At 59.6% G+C, this 21,953-nt stretch carries 17 protein-coding genes, 1 pseudogene and 1 riboswitch; of the genes and pseudogenes, 11 read left to right on the forward strand and 7 right to left on the reverse strand.

Translation table 11 applies throughout. The annotated features are described in order from the left end of the window. The first annotated feature begins 393 nt into the window (after nt 1-393). On the forward strand, nt 394-2,256 hold the full coding sequence (locus tag EV130_RS15575; RefSeq protein WP_074061444.1) for a L,D-transpeptidase family protein: 1,863 nt from the start codon (nt 394-396) through the stop codon (nt 2,254-2,256). A gap of 104 nt (nt 2,257-2,360) precedes the next feature. On the opposite strand, the gene EV130_RS15580 is transcribed toward EV130_RS15575, so the two are convergent. Then, nucleotides 2,361-3,119: an HAD family hydrolase gene (locus tag EV130_RS15580; RefSeq protein WP_074063186.1), complete on the reverse strand. Its 759-nt coding sequence runs from the start codon at nt 3,117-3,119 to the stop codon at nt 2,361-2,363. Nucleotides 3,120-3,261: 142 nt separating this feature from the next. On the opposite strand from EV130_RS15580, the gene rpiA reads away from it, so the two are divergent. The 3 genes from rpiA to gor all read left to right on the forward strand — a co-directional run bounded on the left by rpiA (nt 3,262) and on the right by gor (nt 6,050). Next, entirely contained in the window at nt 3,262-3,960 is a 699-nt protein-coding gene (gene rpiA, locus EV130_RS15585) for a ribose-5-phosphate isomerase RpiA (protein WP_074061443.1), read from the forward strand. Between the two features lie 17 nt (nt 3,961-3,977). Next, complete coding sequence (locus EV130_RS15590; RefSeq protein ID WP_074061442.1) at nt 3,978-4,553, forward strand: DUF2059 domain-containing protein; 576 nt, start codon at nt 3,978-3,980, stop codon at nt 4,551-4,553. A 111-nt stretch (nt 4,554-4,664) separates the two neighbouring features. Further along, nucleotides 4,665-6,050, forward strand: a complete 1,386-nt coding sequence (gene gor / locus EV130_RS15595; RefSeq protein WP_074061441.1) for a glutathione-disulfide reductase — start codon at nt 4,665-4,667, stop codon at nt 6,048-6,050. A gap of 25 nt (nt 6,051-6,075) precedes the next feature. Here the strand turns inward: gor and EV130_RS15600 are convergent, their stop codons facing one another. After that, nucleotides 6,076-7,416, reverse strand: coding sequence for a TadE/TadG family type IV pilus assembly protein (locus EV130_RS15600; RefSeq protein ID WP_074061440.1), 1,341 nt, complete (start codon nt 7,414-7,416; stop codon nt 6,076-6,078). Between the two features lie 307 nt (nt 7,417-7,723). On the opposite strand from EV130_RS15600, the gene EV130_RS15605 reads away from it, so the two are divergent. The 3 genes and pseudogenes from EV130_RS15605 (at nt 7,724) to EV130_RS15610 (ending at nt 10,296) form a co-directional block, all read left to right on the forward strand. Further along, a complete protein-coding gene (locus tag EV130_RS15605) occupies nt 7,724-9,097 on the forward strand; it encodes a class II 3-deoxy-7-phosphoheptulonate synthase (RefSeq protein ID WP_074061439.1) in 1,374 nt (457 codons plus the stop codon). A 258-nt stretch (nt 9,098-9,355) separates the two neighbouring features. Then, nucleotides 9,356-9,614: pseudogene (locus EV130_RS34235) on the forward strand (IS110 family transposase); the annotation flags it as partial. A gap of 286 nt (nt 9,615-9,900) precedes the next feature. Next, on the forward strand, nt 9,901-10,296 hold the full coding sequence (locus EV130_RS15610; RefSeq protein ID WP_132550125.1) for a GFA family protein: 396 nt from the start codon (nt 9,901-9,903) through the stop codon (nt 10,294-10,296). Here EV130_RS15610 and EV130_RS15615 read toward each other — a convergent pair. Continuing rightward, nucleotides 10,293-10,826, reverse strand: a complete 534-nt coding sequence (locus EV130_RS15615; RefSeq protein WP_074061438.1) for a DUF1003 domain-containing protein — start codon at nt 10,824-10,826, stop codon at nt 10,293-10,295. The genes EV130_RS15610 and EV130_RS15615 overlap by 4 nt on opposite strands. Nucleotides 10,827-11,118: 292 nt before the next feature. Next, nucleotides 11,119-13,038: an LTA synthase family protein gene (locus EV130_RS15620; protein ID WP_132550568.1), complete on the reverse strand. Its 1,920-nt coding sequence runs from the start codon at nt 13,036-13,038 to the stop codon at nt 11,119-11,121. 194 nt (nt 13,039-13,232) lie between these two features. Between EV130_RS15620 and EV130_RS15625 the strand changes: the two genes are divergently transcribed. The 3 genes from EV130_RS15625 (at nt 13,233) to bluB (ending at nt 16,727) form a co-directional block, all read left to right on the forward strand. Further along, entirely contained in the window at nt 13,233-14,912 is a 1,680-nt protein-coding gene (locus EV130_RS15625) for an NAD+ synthase (RefSeq protein WP_074063184.1), read from the forward strand. Nucleotides 14,913-14,932: 20 nt separating this feature from the next. Then, on the forward strand, nt 14,933-15,763 hold the full coding sequence (locus EV130_RS15630; protein WP_074061436.1) for a TolB family protein: 831 nt from the start codon (nt 14,933-14,935) through the stop codon (nt 15,761-15,763). Nucleotides 15,764-15,780: 17 nt separating this feature from the next. Next, nucleotides 15,781-15,964: riboswitch (cobalamin riboswitch) on the forward strand. Between the two features lie 76 nt (nt 15,965-16,040). Further along, on the forward strand, nt 16,041-16,727 hold the full coding sequence (gene bluB / locus EV130_RS15635; protein ID WP_132660750.1) for a 5,6-dimethylbenzimidazole synthase: 687 nt from the start codon (nt 16,041-16,043) through the stop codon (nt 16,725-16,727). A 7-nt stretch (nt 16,728-16,734) separates the two neighbouring features. Here the strand turns inward: bluB and EV130_RS15640 are convergent, their stop codons facing one another. Continuing rightward, nucleotides 16,735-17,820, reverse strand: coding sequence for a DUF2865 domain-containing protein (locus EV130_RS15640; protein ID WP_074063183.1), 1,086 nt, complete (start codon nt 17,818-17,820; stop codon nt 16,735-16,737). A 102-nt stretch (nt 17,821-17,922) separates the two neighbouring features. Continuing rightward, on the reverse strand, nt 17,923-20,235 hold the full coding sequence (locus EV130_RS15645) for an NADP-dependent malic enzyme (RefSeq protein WP_074061434.1): 2,313 nt from the start codon (nt 20,233-20,235) through the stop codon (nt 17,923-17,925). Nucleotides 20,236-20,446: 211 nt separating this feature from the next. On the opposite strand from EV130_RS15645, the gene EV130_RS15650 reads away from it, so the two are divergent. Continuing rightward, on the forward strand, nt 20,447-21,253 hold the full coding sequence (locus EV130_RS15650) for a UDP-2,3-diacylglucosamine diphosphatase (protein ID WP_132550105.1): 807 nt from the start codon (nt 20,447-20,449) through the stop codon (nt 21,251-21,253). 81 nt (nt 21,254-21,334) lie between these two features. Here EV130_RS15650 and EV130_RS15655 read toward each other — a convergent pair whose 3' ends face one another. Then, on the reverse strand, nt 21,335-21,838 hold the full coding sequence (locus tag EV130_RS15655) for a GNAT family N-acetyltransferase (protein WP_165918530.1): 504 nt from the start codon (nt 21,836-21,838) through the stop codon (nt 21,335-21,337). Nucleotides 21,839-21,953: the final 115 nt, after the last annotated feature.

Raw genomic sequence — 21,953 nt, forward strand, 5'->3', positions numbered from 1 at the left:
GTCGCATGCGCCGAAGCGCGTTCGTTTCAGGTCGGTCTTATAGGTCCGAACGGATCTCAAGAAAACCAGGCCGAAGACGAAATATGAAAGCGTTATTCATGTTTTATAGTATTCATCGTTGTTTTTAGGACACGCTTGAAACTTTATGCCCAGAGGGCGCGTTTGACCACTATGGCAATCGCGCGAAATTCGGTAAAAAATTAACTAATAATTTCATAATTTTGTGTGAACTGTTTGCCGGCGGCACGCTTTGACGGCGTCACACAAGTTGTGCCGGTGCTTCTGGCGCTCGGAGCAGGTTTCTGACAATGGACCGGGAAAGCCAGACGGTTTGAATTTATAAATGGGCTTGGCCTCGGCCAAGGACAGCGTGATACTGGGACTGGAAAAAGCATGACATCGTTTTTCAAGGGTGCGGTCTCCGCACTGGCACTTTCCTGTGGATTTGCGGCGATGGCCGCGCCGGCGCATGCTTATACGCTGATGGACATGATCCGCGGCCACCGCGAGCGGACTCCGATCATCAACCCTGCCAATCCAGGCGCGTTCGGCGAGATGCCGGCAATGCCGCTACCGAAGGTCAGCGGTCCCCGCTACTATACCTATAAGCCGGACGCGATGCGCTTCGTCAATATTACCAGCTTTGCCGAGCCGACGGTGACGGGCGCGATTGCGTCGGCGTCCGGTGAGGCGGCCATCGCGCCGGTGGTCGTCGAGCGCCGGTTCCTCGCCGAAGCCAAGGTTCGCGCCGACGTAAATGTCGCAAAGGCTCTCGAAACCTATTACGGCAGTCCCAAGAACCCCTTTGTCTGGCTGACCGGCGCAGAGATCAACGATCGTGCCAAGGCGGCGATGAGTTTTCTTTCCGGTGTAGGTTCCGTCGGCCTCGATCCGGCCGACTATACTGTCGAAGTGCCGGCCGTCGACCCGGTCAATCCGGATCCGGCTGCCCGCGACCGCGCGCTTACGCAGTTCGAGCTGCAGCTTTCCTCGAAGGTCCTCGCCTATGTCCAGGATACGGTTCGTGGACGCATCGATCCGAACAAGATTTCGGGATACCACGATTTCAGGCGCAAGCAGGTCAACCTCGCTCCGGTTCTCAAGCTTGCACGTATGAGCCCGGATATCGGCGCCTATCTTACCAGCCGCACGCCGGACGGACCGCAATTTGCAGCACTCAAGGAAGAACTCGCCAAGCTCAAGGCCGAGACGGCTGGCGACGAGCCGATCACGATATCGCTCGATCGGCTGCTGCGCCCGGGCGACAGCTCGCCGGAGGTCGCCAATATAGTCAAGGCCATTGGCAGGCACGGCTCGGAAGCGCTTAAGGCGCAGCATGCGGCAACGCTGGATGCCTATAGCGGTGGCTTCGTCTACTCGCCCGAGCTGGTTTCACTGGTCGAGGGTTTCCAGAAGGAGCACAATCTGAAGCCGGACGGCGTAATCGGCCAGGCGACCGTGCGTATCATGACCGGTGGCGACAGCAATGCTTCGAAGATCGAGAAGCTTACCGTCGCGATGGAGCAGGCACGCTGGCTGCCGGAAGACCTCGGTTCGCGCTACGTGTTCATCAACCAGCCAGCCTTTATGGTCTACTACCACAACGACAACAAGGAACAGTTGTCGATGCGCGTCGTGGTCGGTCAGAAGTCCAACCAGACCTATTTCTTCCAGGACGAGATCGAAACCGTCGAGTTCAATCCGTTCTGGGGCGTTCCGCAGTCGATCATCATCAACGAGATGCTACCGAAACTGCGCGCCGATCCGAATTATCTCGACCGCCTCGGGTATGAAGTGGCGATCAATGGCCATGCGGTTCCGTCCTCCAGCGTCGATTGGTACGGCTCGACCTCCAATGTTTCCGTGCGCCAACCCCCGAGCGGCGACAATGCGCTGGGCGAGTTGAAGATACTGTTCCCGAACAGCCATGCGATCTACATGCACGACACGCCGTCGAAGAGCTTCTTCAAGCGCGACATGCGTGCACTGAGCCATGGCTGCGTGCGCCTTGCCGATCCGCGCGCGATGGCGGCGGCTGTGCTCAACACGAGCGTCGCCGATGTGGCAAGGCAGATCGCCGCCGGTCAGAACAAGGCGGTCTCGGTCCCGCAGAGAGTGCCGGTCTACGTGTCCTACTTCACTGCATGGCCGAACAAGGACGGCGTCGTGGAATATTTCGACGATGTCTATGGGCGCGATGCCTATGTCGAGAAGGCGTTCGAGGCGACGACGAAGGCGCGGGACGCTCAGATCTGAGTGTTTCCGATCCGGAATGTAGGCGGCGGTCTTCGGGGTCGCCGCCGTTCGGCAAATATCGAGTCGCATTCCAAATGAGTTTGCCGCGCGCTTGATCGCGAATTTCAGCGAGAAGCAACCACCGCGTTCGACCGCGCAAAATCGCCGATGACGGTTTCGACGAGTTCAGGCGTCAGTTCGTCATAATGCAGGATGATCCGGTCCGGACGCAGCGTTTCGACCGGCACGTCGGAATAGCCGAAGGGGACGGCGATCGATGGGACGTTGGCGTTTCTGGCGACGGCGATGTCGTTGAGGCTGTCGCCGATCATGATGGTGCGTGCCAGTGTGCCGCCGGCGCGTTCGATCGTGCCGGTCAGGTGTTGCGCATCTGGTTTGCGGACCGAAAAGGTGTCGCCGCCGGTGATGGCGTCGAAATAACCGGTGAGGTGGAGTTTTCGCAGAAGCGTCAGCGTCAGCGATTCCAGCTTGTTGGTGCAGACGGCGAGCTTGTACCCCTTGATTTTTAGGGTATCCATGGCGGCCATCAAGCCGGGATATGGCTGTGTATGGCCGGGCATCGCATCGGTGTAATGGGTGATGAAGCGTTCCAGCAGCGGCGGCAGCTCGGTCTCCGAAAGCGGGTGGCCGCGCAGCGCGCAGGCGCGCTCGATCATCACCTTGGCGCCGTGGCCCACAAGATGGGTCAGATCGGCATAAGTTACTGGCGCGAGATCGAGCGCGGCGATCGTGAAATTCAGGCTCTCGACGAGATCGGCATGTGTATCGAGCAGCGTGCCGTCGAGATCGAATACGACAAGAGCAGGGGTCAAGGAAATCGCCTCTTCATGAAATCCGGTATTCCCGCAGTAGGTGATGGGCATTGAAAAAGCAACGCCAAGACTATGGGCCGTAACGCCGCAGCGATGCTTTTGCATTTCGGTTTTCCGTTATTATTTTGGCTTTCGTTTGCCATACGAGCCGTGTAAACAGCACATCCAACGAAACAACCGGAGTAGGCGGCGCATGGACGCCCGCGAAATGAAGATCAAGGCCGCCGAGGCGGCTCTTACCCACGTCGAAAATGGAATGCGGCTCGGAATCGGGACGGGCAGTACGGCAGAGGAGTTCGTTCGCCTGCTAGCGGAGAAGGTTGCCGGTGGCTTCAGGGTCGAGGGCGTTCCGACGTCGGAGCGCACGGCGCGGCTTTGCGTCGAGCTCGGCGTGCCGCTGAAGTCTCTCGACGAACTCCCGGAACTCGACCTGACCGTCGACGGCGCCGACGAAATCGATGCCAGCCTGCGCCTGGTCAAGGGCGGCGGCGGGGCGTTGCTGCGCGAAAAGATTGTCGCGGCGGCTTCGGACCGCGTGATCGTGATTGCCGACGAGACCAAGCTGGTCGAGACGCTCGGCAGGTTTCCGCTGCCGATCGAAGTCAATCCCTTCGGTCTGGTTTCCACACGCATCGCGATCGAAAGGAAGGCTGCCAGGCTCGGCCTGACCGGCAGCCTGACACTTCGCCAATCCGGTGACGGAGAATTTACCACGGACGGCGGCCACTACATCATCGACGCATCTTTTGGCCGCATTCCTGATGCAGACGCGCTTTCGAGCGAGCTGAATTCGATACCCGGGGTCGTTGAGCACGGGCTTTTTCTCAATATGGCGTCACTTGCGATCATCGCGGGTCCAGCGGGTGCGCGCACGCTGCAGGCGAACAGATAACAGGAGCATAGAAACTCATGAAGAAATTTGCAGGTCTTGGCCGTTTTGCCGCCGCGACGGTTATTCTGTCCGGCATCGCTTTCGGCTCAGCTGCGCAGGCGCAGGAAATTTCCGACGAGCAGTTGAAGGCCGCGCGTGCAGCCGTTGCCGCCATCGGCGCAACGGCGCAGTTCGACAATATCCTGCCCGGCCTCGCCGAACGCCTGAAGGCCGGCCTCATTCAGGATTCGCCGAACTACGAAGACGTAATCAGCGCCACGGTCGACGCGCAGGCTCTGGCGCTCGCACCGCGCCGCTCCGATCTCGAGAAGGAAGCCGCAACGAACTATGCGAAGGCATTCACGGTTGAAGAGCTGAAGGCCATCGCAGACTTCTACAACTCGCCGGTCGGCAAGAAGCTTCTGAAGGACGGTCCCATCGCTTCGCGCGAGACGAACAGGGCAGCCGATATCTGGGCGCAGGGCATTGCCCGCGATCTCCAGAAGAATGCCAATACGGAACTCAGCAAGATCATCAAGGTAGAGCCTGTGCCGGAGACTCCGCCAGCTGGCGACAAGCCGGCAGCTGCGCCTGCTCCGGCTGCAAAGCCCTAACTCGGCTGATGTGATCGCAAGAGCCCGGCATCGTCCGGGCTTTTGTTTTTGCAGGCATGGATACTATATCCATCGAACCATTCCCGCCTATTCCTCACGGAGCACCCTTCCATGTCTTCCTATGATTACGACCTCTTCGTCATTGGCGGCGGTTCGGGGGGCGTGAGAAGCGCGCGTGTTGCCGCGTCGCTCGGCAAGAAGGTCGCGATCGCGGAGGAATACCGCTACGGCGGCACCTGCGTCATCCGCGGCTGCGTTCCCAAGAAGCTGTTCGTCTATGCATCGCAATATCGGGAGCATTTCGAGGATGCCGCCGGCTTCGGCTGGACGGTCGGGGAAAGCCATTTCGACTGGAAGAAGCTGATCGCTGCCAAGGACGCCGAAATCGCGCGGCTGGAGGGGCTCTACAAGAAGGGGCTTTCCGGCGCGAATGCGGAAATCCTCGAAACGCGCGCCGAGCTAGTCGATGCGCATACGATCCGGCTGGTGAAGACCGGCATGACCGTGACCGCCAAGACCATCGTCATTGCCACCGGTGGCCGGCCGAACCCGCATGCCGCCCTGCCAGGGCACGAGCTTTGCATTTCCTCCAATGAAGCATTCCATCTCGAAGATCTGCCGAAGGCGATCGTGATTGCGGGGGGCGGATATATTGCCGTGGAATTTGCCAATATCTTCCATGGACTGGGCGTCGAGACGACGCTCGTCTACCGCGGGGCGGAAATCCTCTCGCGCTTCGACCAGGATCTGCGCCGCGGCCTGCATGAAGCCATGGTTGCCAAGGGAATCCGCATCCTGTGCCGTGACACCTTGGAAATGGTGTCGAAGAGCGAACAAGGGCTTGCTGTCGAGACCTTGAATAATGGCACGCTGAATGCCGGCGCCGTGCTGCTTGCGCTTGGACGCGATCCGAATACCGAAGGCCTTGGGCTTGAGGCGGCAGGTGTGAAAACGAACGAGCGCGGCGCGATCGTCGTCGACGAATATTCGCGCACGAGCGCCGACAACATCTACGCGCTCGGCGATGTCACCGACAGGGTGCAACTCACGCCAGTCGCGATCCACGAGGCGATGTGCTTCATCGAGACGGAATACAAGAACAATCCGACGAAGCCGGATCACGAAACGATCGCGACAGCTGTCTTCTCCCAGCCCGAGATCGGCACGGTCGGCCTTTCGGAAGAGGAGGCGGCGAAACGCTACAGGGAGCTCGAGGTCTACCGGGCGCAGTTCCGGCCGCTCAAGGCGACGCTTTCTGGCCGGTCCGAAAAGATGCTGATGAAGCTGATCGTCGATACAGAAAGCCGCAAAGTCGTCGGCGCCCATATCCTCGGGCACGACGCTGGCGAGATGGCGCAGATTCTCGGGATTACGCTGAAGGCCGGATGCACCAAGGAGGATTTCGACCGAACGATGGCACTGCACCCCACGGCGGCGGAAGAGCTCGTGACGATGTATGTGCCGAGCTATCGAATTCGCCGTGGTGAGCGGGTTTGAGGTTCGCGTTGGGTGGTGCCGCGCATTACCCGGTGAGACGCGGCGTGCTGACGATCTTGTGGAAGAGGGTGTCCATAGCCTCGGTAATGCCTTGCGTCAGGGACACCTGGAAAAAGTAGCCAGGGCTCGCACATTCTTGCATCCGGGTGGCGATGATGCCGTCGAACGGTTTGACCCAGTCCTTCCAGAAGCCGTTATCCTCCAGGGGCAGATAGGTCGTATAAAGAACGGCTATCTTGATATTCTTATTCTTCAGATATTCGCAGAACTTCGTATCGATAGGTTCGATGCAGCGAGTGCTGTTGACTCGGCCTTTCGGGCTGGTGCAGCCGGTGGGCTTGGCGTGGTCACCCACGCCATCTGAGACGAAGAAGACGATCTTCTGGCGGTCCGCGCTGCTTGTGCCTTGGCCGGGAATTTCTTTGATCTCTTTTTCGATTTTGGTCAGCGCATCGTCGAAGCTGGTCTGCTGATCTTGGTTGTAATTCTGAAAGGGGATGCTCATAAGCTTGATGTTTTTGGTCGCTTCGCCGACTGTCGACAGATTCTCGTCCAGTTCTGCGACCTTGAAAAGCTGCGCATCCTGAGCTGTCTTGCCAAAGGTGTAAGCGGCCATGCGGAACTGCCCCTTAACCGTCTGGGTTTGTTCTGCCGTTTCCATAAGTGCCTTTGTCGCCTGCGCAACCACATCGATCCGGATTGGAATGTTGTTGTTCAGTGCGACATTGTAGTAGCTGGTTTTGTCTTCGACACCTTTCTCGGAAACGATATGGCAGGCAAACGCGCACTTAGCGTCCTTGCCCTTAGCGTTGCCAAATCGGGTGGCATGTTTCATTCGCTCGATATCATCGGGCGTCGCGGCGACGCCCATCGAAGGAGTGTTATCGAGCAGCATGTAGAAGTCCATGTAGGACGGCGTCTGGTATTGCGCTGTCGCCGTGCCGCCGATCGTGACTGTCTCGCGGCCCAGAAGCTGCATGAAGGTGGTCGGCATCGCAGCACTGAAGGCCACGCGTGATGCGATGACGCTGCCGGTCTTCGTAACGTTGATCTCAAGGTTGATCGGTAATTTGCTCGTTTCGCCGGCCATCTGGCCCATGAACATCGTTTGTGCGTCTTCAGAGCCTACTGTGATGGTCCCATCACCCTGCATGGTCATGGCTTTTGCGACCGCCGGCGATTTCTCGGAAATGGCACCCACAGCCGCTGCGTCCGCGGCCGCATAGAGCTGGGTCCTGAGACTGAGTGCGTGGGCAAAATCGACTGCCATGCCCGCCGCGCCAAGGACCGGCACGGCAAGCAATGCTGTCATTATTCCAAAGTTTCCCGAACGATCGCCCACAAGGCGGCGCGCCAGCTTCTTCATATCATTCCCCCAGGATCGGGCCGATCATCGGCGAAGACGAAGCGCGCTCTTCATGGCGTGCAGTTTCAGATTCGTGTTTGACACAAATTGCTGAATTACCCCCAAAAATTTATAGTATATGTAACGTAAATCGGAGGGCGGGATTGAAGGCGCATCAGGGGCTTATCTTGTAAGCGTGGCAGCATTGGCTTCCGTTCAGAACGATGTCGAACGGCGCTAGGCAAGCGGATGCTAAAGGTTTATAAGCCGCCGTTATTGTGGACGACAGGCGCCGGGCAGCGATCCCGGCGAGACAAAGGTGACTAAAATGGCAGAGACTTGGACCCCGAGCAGTTGGAGGCAAAAGCCGATCCAGCAGGTCCCGGACTATCCCGACCAGGCCGCTTTGGCGGCAACGGAAGCCCAGCTCGCCACCTATCCGCCGCTCGTATTTGCGGGTGAAGCGCGCCGTCTCAAGAAACATCTCGCCAATGTCTCCGAAGGTAACGGTTTCCTGCTGCAGGGCGGGGACTGCGCCGAGAGCTTCGCCGAGCACGGTGCCGACACTATCCGCGACTTCTTCCGCGCCTTCCTGCAGATGGCCGTCGTGCTGACGTTCGGCGCACAGCTGCCTGTGGTCAAGGTCGGCCGCATTGCCGGCCAGTTCGCCAAGCCGCGCTCTTCGGGCATCGAAACGCAGAACGGCGTCTCGCTGCCGAGCTACCGCGGCGATATTGTCAACGGCATCGAATTCACCGAGGAAGCGCGTATTCCGAACCCGGAACGTCAGGCCATGGCTTACCGCCAGTCGGCCGCGACGCTGAACCTCTTGCGCGCCTTCGCGATGGGCGGCTATGCCAACCTCGAGAACGTCCACCAGTGGATGCTCGGCTTCGTCAAGGACAGCCCGCAGGGCGAGCGCTACCGCAAGCTTGCCGACCGCATCAGCGAAACGATGGACTTCATGAAGGCGATCGGCATCACGTCCGAGAACCACCCGAGCCTGCGCGAGACGGATTTCTTCACCAGCCACGAGGCGCTGCTGCTCGGCTACGAAGAAGCGCTGACGCGCGTCGATTCCACCTCCGGCGACTGGTACGCGACTTCCGGCCACATGATCTGGATTGGCGATCGCACGCGCCAGGCCGACCATGCGCATGTCGAATACTGCCGAGGCATCAAGAATCCAATCGGGCTTAAATGCGGCCCGTCGCTGCAGGCGGACGACCTCTTGAACCTGATCGACATCCTGAACCCGGCAAACGAAGCCGGCCGCCTGACGCTGATCTGCCGTTTCGGCCACGAAAAGGTTGCCGACCACCTTCCGCGCCTCATCCGTTCGGTCGAGCGCGAAGGCCGCAAGGTCGTCTGGTCCTGCGACCCGATGCACGGCAATACGATCACGCTCAACAATTACAAGACGCGTCCGTTCGAGCGCATCCTGTCGGAAGTCGAAAGCTTCTTCCAGATCCACCGCGCAGAAGGCACGCATCCGGGCGGCATTCATATCGAGATGACCGGCAAGGACGTGACGGAATGCACGGGTGGCGCCCGCGCCGTTTCTGCGGACGATCTGCAGGACCGCTACCACACGCATTGCGACCCGCGCCTCAATGCCGACCAGGCGCTCGAACTGGCCTTCCTGCTCGCCGAGCGCATGAAGGGCGGCCGCGACGAGAAGCGGATGGCCGTCAACGGCTGATCTGCACGAATGAACGAAATCGAGAGCCCGGCTCAGCGCCGGGCCTTATACACTGCAAGGCGGGACAGTGCTATGACGGTCTGGCCGCGTTTGTCATTGTGGTGATTGAAAACCGCAATGGCGGTGCGCAAAGCGGCTTGTCTTTCCGGACCCGAACTTTCGTTCGTAAGAAAAGAATCTTTTGCTACTTGAAGGCTAGGTCGAACCGTTGAGAGGGTTTCACGCTCGCGCATAAGAGGGATAAGCCCTTCAAGACCTATACCTATCCGGTTTGTCGGCATCGACATATCAAAAACATCCTTTGACGTCTGCCTTTTGCCAGAGGAGCAGTCGGCGAGTTTTGCCAACACCGCTGCCGGGATCTTGCCCCTTTTGAGGGGGCGAGCGGCTCGTCCTGGAGCCGACCGGCGGCTATGAGGCCGATGCACTGCTGGCGACGCAGTTGCCGGTGGCACGGGTGAACGCCAAACAGATCAGGCAGTTCGCAAAAGACTTCGGTCAGGTCTTTAGGACCGACCACCGACCTGGTCACGCACTAGAAAAAACAGCAAACCCGCGAAGGTCGCCATGAGCGCCGTCAAGGGCAAAATCGTCATCACGCTCAACGCAAGAATGCGAGATCTCATCAGGCAAGTCCCTGACCTCTAACACCGTTTATTCTCTCTTGAACATGCACGGATTGCTGGTCAGGGCTTTTAGGAAGTCCGGCATCAAAATTCTTGACGCTGTGCTTCAAGGAATTGGATTTGACGCAGCTCCAGGCAAGCGGCCAATTTCGCATTCCATCGAAAAAGGAGCTGCGAATGACGAAGGAATATACGGGTGGCTGTGGATGCGGGGCGGTGAGGTTTTTAAGCCGGCGCAAGCCTGGACCGGTTGTCGCATGTCATTGCTCACAGTGCCGACGGCAGACTGGGCTCTACTACGCGTCTTGCGACGTCTCCCTAGAGAGCCTGACGATCGAGGGCAATAGCTCGATCCGCTGGTACCGGTCGAGCGAGACGGCTGAGCGCGGCTTCTGCGAAAACTGCGGTTCGGCGCTCTTTTGGCAGCGGAAGGGATCGCCAGAAGTTTCCGTGATGGCCGGTGCCTTCGACCTGCCGAGCGGGCTTTCCTTCGGCTATCATATCTACTGTGCCGACAAGGGCGACTTCTATGAGATTGACGAAGGCGCGCTGAAATACGCAAAAGGTGTTTAAGCCCCTTTTCCGGCCAGCAAAGTGTTCAGGCGCCCGACCTCTTCACGCAGTGCGGCGAGTTCAGTCACGACGTGCATGTCGATTTTCTGGTGCAGTGACATGACCTCGAGCTCGGCCTTGAGATTTACTTCATAATCCTTGGCTGCTTCGAAGCGGTCGCGCTCGGCCTGCCGGTTCTGCGACATCATGATGATCGGCGCCTGGAGAGCGGCCAGCATGGAGAGGATCAGGTTCAGGAAGACGAAGGGGTAAGGGTCGAAGGCGCGCGTTGCAAGGACAATGGTGTTTATTACCGCCCAGATCGCCAGGAAAGCGAGGAAGGCGATAATGAAGGACCAGGAGCCGCCCACCCTTGCGATACCGTCAGCGACGCGCGCTCCGAAGGTCGCCTCGGCGGAAAAGGCTTCATTGACGTCGGTCGAGATGATCTTGCGTTCGTGCGTCCTCCTGAGGACGCGCTTTTCGATGTCGCCGAGTTGCTCAGTCGGCCTGTCGAAATGCAGGTGAACGAAGTTCGAGATATTATTCATGACTGGCTCCGATATCTGGCACCCGCGCGGAAGATCTGCTTAGTCAGCGAATGTGCGCTCAGCTTGCGCCTTGCCACTATCACCGACTCCTCCAGGAATTGACAACATCAAGGCCAAATTTGCCGAAGCCGGTGATGTTGAAATCGACGTCAGCGGCGGGGTGACGGGCTTCGTCTTCCGGGAGTGGCCATGCGTGCGGTGCGAATCCGCAGCCGCTGTTTCAGCGTCTCGTCGAGATTGGGATCGTCATGCGATCTTCGAGTTACATGTGCAACGGAGCCGCCGACTGCACTCAATGGCTCAGGTGGCCCTCGGCGAGCAGGTCGTGCTTTGGGAAAAAGCGCTCCAGCGTCCGCGCTTTGCCGAACATGATGTCGTGCTGCAGGTAGCCGTAATCACGCACAAGGGGGTCGAGTTTTTTCCGGTCGCGCAACCAGTCCGGCGTCACATTCTTGTTGCGCGCCGCCAGTTGGTAACGGTCGATGATGTCGTATTTCTTCTGCACGCGGCCGAGGAAGCCGGTGTAGAAGGGATGCTCGAAACCGGCGAACTTGAGGAGGTTGTAGGAGATCAGCGACGGGCTGATCGTGCCGACGTTCTGCTTCACCCCTTTCTTGTTCGACCAGATGACCAGCGGCGTTTCATGCTCGCGCTTCATTACGTCGAGCGGCGCCCTGCGGGTGGCCACCTGGTCCGCCATGTAGCCGGCGCTCATATAGACGTTGCCGAGCGGCGGCAGGTGATCGCCCCAGAGCACGATGATCGTTTCGCGCTCGCGCTTCGAGGCCCAATTCATCAGCATCTTGAGACTGTCGTCAGCTTCCTTCACGCCCTGCGCATAGGTCGCAAGCGTCGCACGATCGGCCTCTGGAATGTTGCCGCGGATGCCAATCGTGTTGCGTGCATAGCGATACGGCTCGTAGGGACCATGTCCCTGCAAGGTGACGGCGAAGAAGAAGAATGGCTTATCGAGGCCGTCGCCCTCGCGCATGATCTCCTTCGTCAGGGAATCGTCGGAGGCGAAGATGCCGCGCTTTTCCATCGGCGGCATCGTTTCTTCGGTCCGGAACTCCTCGAAACCGAAATCCTTGTAGACCTGGTTGCGGTTCCAGAACCAGCCACTGAAGGGGTGCAAGGCGCGGGCGATATAGCCTTCGCCGCGGAAGAAGGTGGCAAGCGAGGGCACGTCGCTGCGGACATATTGCTGGTAAGGAATGCTGCCGTAAGGCAGGAAGGCGTTCGAAAATCCGGTCAGTGCCTCAAATTCGACATTGGCGGTCATGCCGCCGAATTCCGGCGAGAAGACGTATCCGGACTGCGCGGCGCGGACGTTCGGCATCGGATCGGCGCTGAACGAGAGATTTTTCAACCTCGTCGGATCCCAAAAGGACTCGCTCATCAGCATAATGATGTCCGGCTTTTCTTTCGGGCCCGTCAGATAGCCGTAGTTGCGCGAGGGAATCGCGTCGAGCGCATCGGCGTTGAGACCGGCGGGCGCTGCGACGTCGGCCATCGGGATGTTGAAGAGGAAGGCCAGTATGAAACCGTTGCTGCGGTAGTTTTCCTTCTGGTCCCACATCATCGGTACGACCTGCAGGCGGTCGCGAACGTAGGAATATTGCGAATAGTCCATGAGCGAGGCGAAGGCCGCTATCACCGGCAGCCCAAGGCAGAGGTGGCGCAGGCGTGCCTGGCGCGAGAGCTTGGGAAAGTTCTGCCATGCATAACGCCATGCGAAAACGATGCCTGAGGCGAAAAGCACGATGCCGACGAGAAGCGTTGCGGCGGTCAACGGCCTGTCTCGCACCATGACCGGCAGCAGCTCCATGATCTGACGAGTAAAGAGTATGTCGGACGGATAGAAGGGGTCGGAGAGAAAGTGCTGCTTCTGATTGGAGACAAAGGCAGGAACCAGAAAAAGCGGGATCAATACAAATGCCGACTGGTGGCGCCGGCCAAATACGGCATCGAGGGTCAACATCACGATCGCCAGCATGGCGACGGTCGTCATGCCGGGCCTGACCGTCGATGTCAGGAACTCGCCCACATCGGTCAAGGTGCCGCGCGCAATCCATTCGACAGCGACGACGCTGAGGAAAGCGAGGGAAAACGAAAACAGGATGCCGATTGCCGCGCGCGCTGCCGGAGACTTTAAACTCGACCCGAAACCGGCGGAAAGCAGTGCTGCTTTGCTCGAGGGTAGAGACTTCATTATCAACGCAATCAACGGTATGCTCCGATGTCATAAAATTTTCACCGAAGTGTCACATGTCCGTCATGAACGCTAGATGAACCTTGCGGGGCGCCGGCTTTTCCCAAGGGTTTGAGTTTTTCGCCCGCCATACCCGGCGTCTTTTCATGGAACGGGCAATTGAAGAGGCGGGCGACCCGCGCTAAATGGATGACATGACACAGGAAAACGCTCCTTTGAATACGCTCCGGATTGCCGTTGCCCAGTTGAACCCGACAGTCGGCGATGTCGCCGGAAACCTCGCCAAAGCTCGTGAGGCACGCACCGATGCGGCCCGCCAGGGCGCGGATCTGCTGCTTCTGACGGAGCTTTTCATTTCCGGTTATCCGCCGGAAGACCTCGTGCTGAAACCGGCCTTCCTAAGGGCCTGCCTGAAGGCGGTCGAGGACCTCGCGGCCGATACCGCAGACGGCGGCCCCGGCGTCATCGTCGGCTTTCCGCGGCAGGGAAAGACCGGGCGGCACAACTCGGTTGCAGTTCTCGACGGCGGCCAGATCCTGGTGCTGCGTGACAAGATCGACCTCCCGAACTACGGCGAGTTCGACGAGAAGCGCGTCTTTTCCGAAGGGTCGATGCCGGGGCCGGTGAATTTCCGCGGTGTGCGGATCGGCGTGCCGATCTGCGAAGAGATCTGGAACGATCTCGACGTCTGCGAGACACTTGCCGAAAGTGGCGCCGAAATCCTGCTCGTGCCGAACGGTTCGCCCTATTATCGCGGCAAGGTCGACGTGCGCCATCAGGTGGCGCTCAAGCAGGTGATCGAAACCGGCCTACCGCTCGTCTTTGCCAATCAACTCGGCGGCCAGGACGAACTCGTCTTCGACGGTGGGAGTTTCGCCTTCAATGGCGACAGGACGCTGGCCTTTCAGATGAGCCAGTTCGAAACGGCGCTGGCGGTGACGACCTGGAAGCGCGGCGAACATGGTTGGCGCTGCAGCGAAGGCCCCATGTCTCGGATTCCCGAGCCCGACGAGGCCGACTATCGCGCCTGCCTGGTCGGTTTCCGTGATTATGTGAACAAGAATGGATTCAAGAATGTCGTCCTTGGTCTCTCCGGCGGTATCGACTCGGCGCTCTGCGCGGCGATCGCCGTCGATGCTCTGGGCGAGGAGCGCGTTCGAACGGTGATGCTGCCGTATCGCTACACGTCAACCGATTCGCTGAAGGATGCCGCCGATTGCGCCAAGGCGCTCGGCTGTCGTTACGACATCGTGCCGATCGAGGACCCGGTGAACGGCTTCACTTCGGCGCTCTCACGGCTGTTCGAAGGAACCGATAGCGGCATTACCGAGGAGAACCTGCAAAGCCGTGCGCGCGGCACGATCCTGATGGCAATCTCCAACAAGTTCGGCTCGATGGTTGTCACGACCGGCAACAAATCGGAAATGTCGGTTGGATATGCGACGCTCTACGGCGATATGAACGGCGGGTTCAATCCGATCAAGGACCTCTACAAGATGCAGGTCTATGCGCTGTCGCGCTGGCGCAACAGTCATGTGCCGCCGGACGCGCTGGGGCCGTCCGGCAAGGTGATCCCGCAGAACATCATCGACAAGGCGCCGTCCGCCGAACTTCGCCCGGACCAGACGGACCAGGATTCGCTGCCGCCTTATCCGGTTCTGGACGACATCCTCGAATGCCTCGTCGAGAAGGAGATGGCGGTCGAGGAGATCCTCGCGCGCGGGCATGATGTGGCGACCGTCCACCGCGTCGAGCATTTGCTCTATCTCGCCGAATACAAACGCCGCCAATCGGCTCCGGGCGTCAAGATAACCAAGAAGAACTTTGGGCGCGATCGCCGCTACCCGATTACCAACCGGTTCCGCGACCGGTAACCCAAGATCCGGGAGTATGCATGCGCAGTTCGGTCGAGATCTACAATATTCGCACCGGCGAAAGCCGGATTGTCGTCCAGACGGAAAAGCTGATCGAGGCGCCGAATTTTTCGCCCGATGGCGGCTATGTGCTGTTGAATGGCGACGGGTTGCTTTACCGGCTGCGGCCGGACGGTACCGGCGGCCTCCAACAGGTCGATACGGATTTTGCAACGCAGTGTAATAACGATCACGGCATTTCGCCGGACGGGACGCAAATCGTCATTTCCGACAAGACCGAATTCGGCAAGTCGGCGATCTATATTCTGCCGGCGGCTGGCGGGACGCCGCGGCTGATCACCGAAAATCTGCCCTCCTATTGGCACGGTTGGTCACCGAACGGCAGGGAGCTCGCCTATTGCGGCATTCGCGACGACCTCTTCGACATTTATACGATCTCCGTCGATGGTGGCCCCGAAAAACGGCTGACGCATGGCGAGGGTCGAAACGACGGGCCGGATTATTCGTCTGACGGGAGATGGATCTACTTCAACTCCAGCCGCACCGGTCTCATGCAGATCTGGCGCATCCATCCGGATGGAACCGGCCTGGAACAGGTGACATTCGACAATTATGGCAACTGGTTTGCGCATCCTTCGCCGAAGAACGACAAGGTGCTGATCCTTTCCTACGATCCGGAGGTCTTCGATCATCCGCGCGACCTCGATGTGCGGTTGCGGCTGATGGACATAGACGGCGGCAACCTGACCACGCTGTTCGAGCTCTTCGGCGGACAGGGAACGATCAATGTACCCTGCTGGTCACCTGATGGTGACGAATTTGCCTATGTGCGTTATTTCCCCGGGACTTGAACGAGCCGCCGACTCGGACGATAGAGACTGCGTCAGGTGCCTGCATCCAGCAGGAGAATCGGGAATCCGGTGAAGGACCGGAACGTGCCCAACGCTGTGAGGCTGACGCTTTCTGCAACAATGGCCACTGGCATCTGCCGGGAAGGCCGCGGCAAGCGGGTGACGCCAAGTCAGAAGACCGGCCTGACAAGATAGACCGAACCGCGTGGACGGCGGCGAAGTTTTGACGCTTCGCGCGCCTGTGCGCGGGTGCTGAAGCATTGTTGGGGATTTGACGATGCAACTTGAACCTTTTGCCCGCTCCCTGGTGCCGGCCGGCCATTTTTCCGACGATGACCGGGCCGCGGTCTATAGAGCCATCGAAACGCGCCGCGACGTGCGCGATCAGTTTCTGCCCGATCCCCTGCCTGACGATCTGGTGTCGCGGCTGCTGGGGGCGGCGCATGCCGCGCCCTCGGTCGGTTTCATGCAGCCCTGGAATTTCATCGTGATCCGCGATCCGAAGGTGCGCCAGGCCGCCTGGCAGGCGTTTTCGCGCGCCAACAGGGAAGCGGCCGACATGTTTGAAGAGGAGCGGCGGGATATGTACACAAGCCTGAAGCTCGAAGGCATCCGGAAGGCGCCGCTCAGCATCTGCGTCACCTGCGATCCCGACAGGGCAGGGCCGGTAGTCATCGGCCGCACCCACAATCGGCGTACGGATGTCTATTCGACAGTCTGCGCCGTGCAGAACCTGTGGCTTGCTGCCCGGGCCGAAGGCATCGGGGTCGGCTGGGTTAGCATCTTCCACGATGCGGATATTCGGGAATTGCTCGGCATTCCAGAGCGGATCGAAATCGTCGCCTGGCTTTGTGTGGGTTATGTCGATCAGCTTTACACAGCGCCGGAACTTGCCGTGAAAGGCTGGCGCCAGCGCCTGCCGCTGAAAGACCTGGTGTTCTGCGACCGATGGGGAAGCCAGTAACGACGCGTCAGTTCTGCTGGGGCTGCGGTCCGGGCGTTGCGGGGTTCTTGAGATCGATCGCACCCTGATCGCCAGCGAGGAACTGCGGACCGACCTGGCGGACTTTACTGTTCGCCGGGTCATAGGGGCGGTCCGGCACCTGCGGCTGGCGGGCAGGCGTGGAGGCGGCGCCCGATGGCGGCTTCGTCTTGATACTGGTGATCGAGCCTTTCGTCGGCGGTTCGCTGATCGATTGATTCTTGCGCATGTTCTCGTAATAGGCGCTGAGATTGCACAAACAGGAGGACTTTTCGCCGGGCGCGCGGTTCTTGTAGGCAAAGGCATTCGGCATGGCGCTGTAGGGCGCACCGGTCGAGGCCGAGATCATGTTTGCGGCATCGGTATTCGAGATGTCTTGATAGAAAAGCTCCGTCTCGATACCCGGGCACATTCTCGAACACGTCGCTGCGTCGCGGTTGAAATCGATCGACGTTGCATTCGTTGTGATCGGGAAGAAGCCGCCGTCGCAGGTGCGCACGCACATGGTGCTGACATGCGACATGAGCTCGCCGTCCGGCACGCCGTATTGGATGTCGCCTTGTTCGCCTTCTCCAAGCGGAATGAAGGTATCGCTCCGCATCGCCTGTTCTTCTGGACTTGGCGCCGGTGCATAGGCCTGCGGGTCGGGCGCATAATCGAGCTCGTCGTTGCAGCCGTTGTCTTCGAGCGCCGCCATCAGCTCGCGGCGGACGCGATAATCGGCGCCGCCCTGATCGCGCAGTTCGTTACGCCGCTCCTGAAGGTATCGAATGTTGTCGACCATGCGCGCCTCGGACTGCTGGAGCTCGCTGCAAAAGTCCGCATTCTCGCCGCCGATCACGACCATGCTGTCCACCGAGCAGCCGTAGCCGCGCAGGTCGTTGCGGACCTTTCTAAGCTCGAGATTCTGCTCGGCGATAGCGCTCGCATATTGGCGGACTTCGGGGCCGTTGCCGATGACTTGGGGCAGATCGGCGATGCGGCCGCGCAGGTCGTCGCAGATCTCATTCGTCTGCGCGGCAGCAGGCGCGGCCAGGACAAGCAGGATCGCAAGGGTCAGGTTTCGGCGTTTCACGGCATCATCCGCAGCAAGGTCGGGCCAGAGCGCGGCGCGACACCCGCTTCCGTTAACAAGCTGGCGAGGCAATAGTAGCGCATTTTTGCAGTTGGCGACAACTTACGCCGGCTGAGAAGCCTCAACGACGGCAAGCGCCGCCATGTTGACAACGCCGCGCGAGGTGACCGAAGTCGACAGGATATGCGCAGGTTGTGCAGTTCCCAGCAAAATCGGGCCGACATGGAGCGCATCCATCATGGTACGGACGAGGCCGAGGGAGATGTTGGCGGCATCGAGGTTCGGGAAGAGCAATAGGTTGGCTTCGCCGGCAAGCGAACTATCCGGCATGGCGCGCTTGCGCAGCGCTTCCGACAGTGCAGAACCGGCTTGCATTTCACCATCGACCTCCAGATCCGGGGCGCGATCGCGCACGAGCTGCAGGGCATCGCGCATCTTGCGTGCGCTCTCGGAGTTTCGTGAGCCGAAGTTCGAATGGCAGATGAGCGCAGCCTTAGGAGTGATGCCGAAGCGCCGAACCTCCTGGGCAGCGAGAACGGCGATCTCGGCGATTTCCTCATGGGTCGGATTGTAGTTCACGAAAGTATCGGCGAAGAAGACCGGCCCTTTCTGGGTGATCAACAGGCTGAGGCCGGCGAAGGTGCAGGCACCCGGCCGTCTGCCGATGATTTGGCCGACGTCTTTCAAGTGGCGGTCGAAGCGACCTTCCACGCCGCAGATGAGGGCATCCGCCTCGCCGCGCTTCACCGACAAGGCGCCGATAACCGTGTTGTTGGTGCGCACGATCGTGCGGGCGGCTTCCGGATTGATGCCAGCACGGCCGACGAGCGCGAAGTAGTCGTCGACATAGTCGCGATAGCGCGGGTCATCTTCGGGGTTCACCACGGCGAAGTCGATGTTCGGGCGAATGCGGATGCCGAACCGCTTGAGGCGTGCCTCGATGACCGAGGGGCGGCCAATTAGAATCGGCTCGCCGGTCTTTTCTTCCAGCAGAACCTGGGCCGCGCGCAGGACGCGCTCGTCTTCTCCCTCCGCGAAGATGACGCGTTTCTTCTCGCAAAGCTTGGCGCTGGTAAAGATCGGCTTCATGACGAAGCCTGAACGCCAAACGAACCGGTTCAACTGATCGAGGTAGGCGTCGAAATCGGCAATCGGCCGCGACGCGACGCCCGTCTCGGCCGCGGCCTTGGCGACAGCCGGGGCGATGCGCAGGATGAGACGCGGATCGAAGGGCGAGGGAATAAGGTAATTCGGGCCGAAGACGGGCGTCTCGCCGGAATAGGCGCGAGCCGCGACATCCGATACTTCCTCGCGGGCAAGTCCCGCGATGGCCTTAACGGCTGCCATCTTCATTTCTTCGTTGATGGCTGTGGCGCCGCAATCAAGCGCGCCGCGGAATATATAGGGGAAGCAGAGGACGTTGTTCACCTGGTTCGGGAAATCCGAGCGGCCGGTGCAGATCATCGCATCCGGGCGGGCGGCACGCGCAAGGTCAGGCATAATTTCGGGGGTCGGATTGGCGAGAGCCATGATGAGCGGCTTTTCCGCCATCTGTGACAGCAGGTCGGGCTTCAGGACACCGGCAGCCGAAAGGCCCAGGAAGACATCGGCGCCGCCGATATTGTCGGCAAGCGTACGCATCTTACTTTTCTGTGCATAGACAGCCTTCCATTCGTCCATCAGTTCGGTGCGGCCTTCATAGACGAGGCCTTCGATATCGTGGACCCAGATGTTTTTTCGCTTCGCGCCGAGCGTCACCAGGAGGTTGAGGCAGGCAAGCGCAGCGGCACCCGCGCCGGAGGCGACGATTTTCACATTCTCGATCTTCTTGCCGGCAAGCTCCAGTCCGTTAAGGATCGCTGCGGCGACGATGATGGCCGTGCCGTGCTGGTCGTCATGGAAAACCGGGATCTTCATCTTCCCGCGAAGCTGGCGTTCCACCTCGAAGCACTCCGGCGCCTTGATGTCCTCGAGATTGATGCCGCCAAAGGTCGGCTCGAGCGAGGCGATGGTGGAGACCATCTGGTCGACGGTGGGCGCCTCGATTTCAACGTCGAAGACGTCGATGCCTGCAAATTTCTTGAACAGGACGGCCTTGCCTTCCATGACGGGCTTGGAGGCGAGCGGGCCGATATTGCCGAGGCCGAGAACCGCTGTGCCGTTGGAGATGACGGCGACGAGATTGGCGCGCGAGGTATAATCAGCCGCCGTCTCCGGATTGTCACGGATCGCAAGGCATGGTGCTGCGACGCCGGGCGAATAGGCGAGTGCCAGGTCGCGCTGGTTGCCGAGTGGCTTGATCGGCTGGATTTCAAGTTTGCCGGGACGGGGATAACGATGGAAGAAAAGCGCCTGTTCGTCGAGGTTTCCGCCGGTCTCGTCTTTCTCCGTCTTGGATTTTTCCTGATGATCCATTGCCGTCTCCGCTTGCGCACTCACATCTTTTGAAGACCTCTCCATACAACAATCGGCTGGCTGGGACAGTCAGAATTTCGCATCCGAGCGGAAAACTCGCGAGCGCTGCGAATGCGCCATTTCGCGCATCTGTCATCTTCCTGAAACACGAGTCTGATTTTGGAAGGCCAGATGAACGATGGGACGCAGGCAAGATGCTTGTGAAAGACATATGGATATTCGACATTTCCGTACTCTCTTCATTTCCGATGTGCATCTCGGCTCGAAGGCGGCAAAGGCGGACTTCCTCCTCGATTTTCTTCGGTATCACGACGCCGATACGATATTTCTGGTAGGCGACATCGTCGACGGCTGGCGGCTGAAGCGCAGCTGGTACTGGCCGCAGGTCTGCAACGACGTCGTGCAGAAGCTGCTGCGCAAGGCGCGCAAGGGCACGCGCGTCGTCTATATCCCTGGCAATCACGACGAATTCCTCCGCGATTTCCCCGGGATGCATTTCGGCGGCATCGAAGTCGCCGAGCGCATGATGCATGACGGCGCGGACGGCAAGAAATACCTGATCCTGCATGGGGACGAGTTCGACGTCGTCGTGCGAAATGCCCGCCTGCTCGCCTATCTCGGGGACTGGGCGTATGACACGGCGATCAAGATCAACGTCGTGCTGGCCGCGATCCGCCGCCGCATGGGCATGCCCTATTGGTCTTTCTCCGCCTGGGCGAAACTGCAGGTGAAGCATGCCGTCAATTTCATCGGCGAGTTCCAGCGCGTCGTGGCCGACGAAGCCCGCAAGCACGGCGCCGACGGCGTCATCTGCGGCCATATCCACCATGCTGTGATCGAGGACATGGACGGCGTGCGCTATATCAACACCGGCGACTGGGTGGAGAGCTGTACGGCAATTGCCGAGCACGAGGACGGCACGTTCGAACTCATAACCTGGAGCACGATTGCCGACGCTCAGGCCATCCCGATGGCGCTCGAGCATCGCGACAGCGAACTCGAGCCGCAGGCCGCCTGAATCTCATTTGTGAATATTGAAATTGAAGCGATATCCCACGGAATCCAGTCGATGCAGCGAGCTTGCTTGTGGCGCCGGTTATCATGGGCCTAGTTCCAGCCGCATGAGGATCTCGTCATGGTAAATATCACCCACCTTTAAAGCTTCGACCTCGACGGCCCACTCTTTAAAACCCATGGATCTGTAAAGCCGGATCGCCGCAACGTTGGACGAAACCACGCTGAGCCGGAGCGAGCGCAATGTCGTGCCAACTTCGTCGACGGCCGCACTCAGCAGTCGGCGTGAGAGCCCTGTGCGTCTTGCCGTTTGACGGACAAACATTCCCCAGATCGATCCGACATGTTGCGTCTTGATGCCTTTGGATTTTGACACACCGATAGTTCCGGCAAGCATTCCGTCATCAAAGAACCCTCCGATCACAAGACCGTTCTCGAGCCTTTCAGCGAATTGGGCCTCCGATTGGCGCTGCTCTTCTTCCCATGACGCGCCAAATGCCTCTGGATGGTTCGCGAGAGCCTCCAGGCGGATCTCCCTAAAAGACCACGCATCATTCCCGTCGAGGCGGCGAAGCTTGAATCGGCACACAGGTATGTTCCTTTTGTTTATTGGACGGGCGAGCGAACCAGCTGACTGTGACCCATCGCGCTTGGCTCAAAAATGTATGGCACTCTGCGCGCACCCGGACTGAGTGGGATTTGCG

It is taken from the genome of Rhizobium azibense (genome assembly GCF_004342325.1).
GTDB classification, from domain to species: domain Bacteria; phylum Pseudomonadota; class Alphaproteobacteria; order Rhizobiales; family Rhizobiaceae; genus Rhizobium; species Rhizobium etli_B.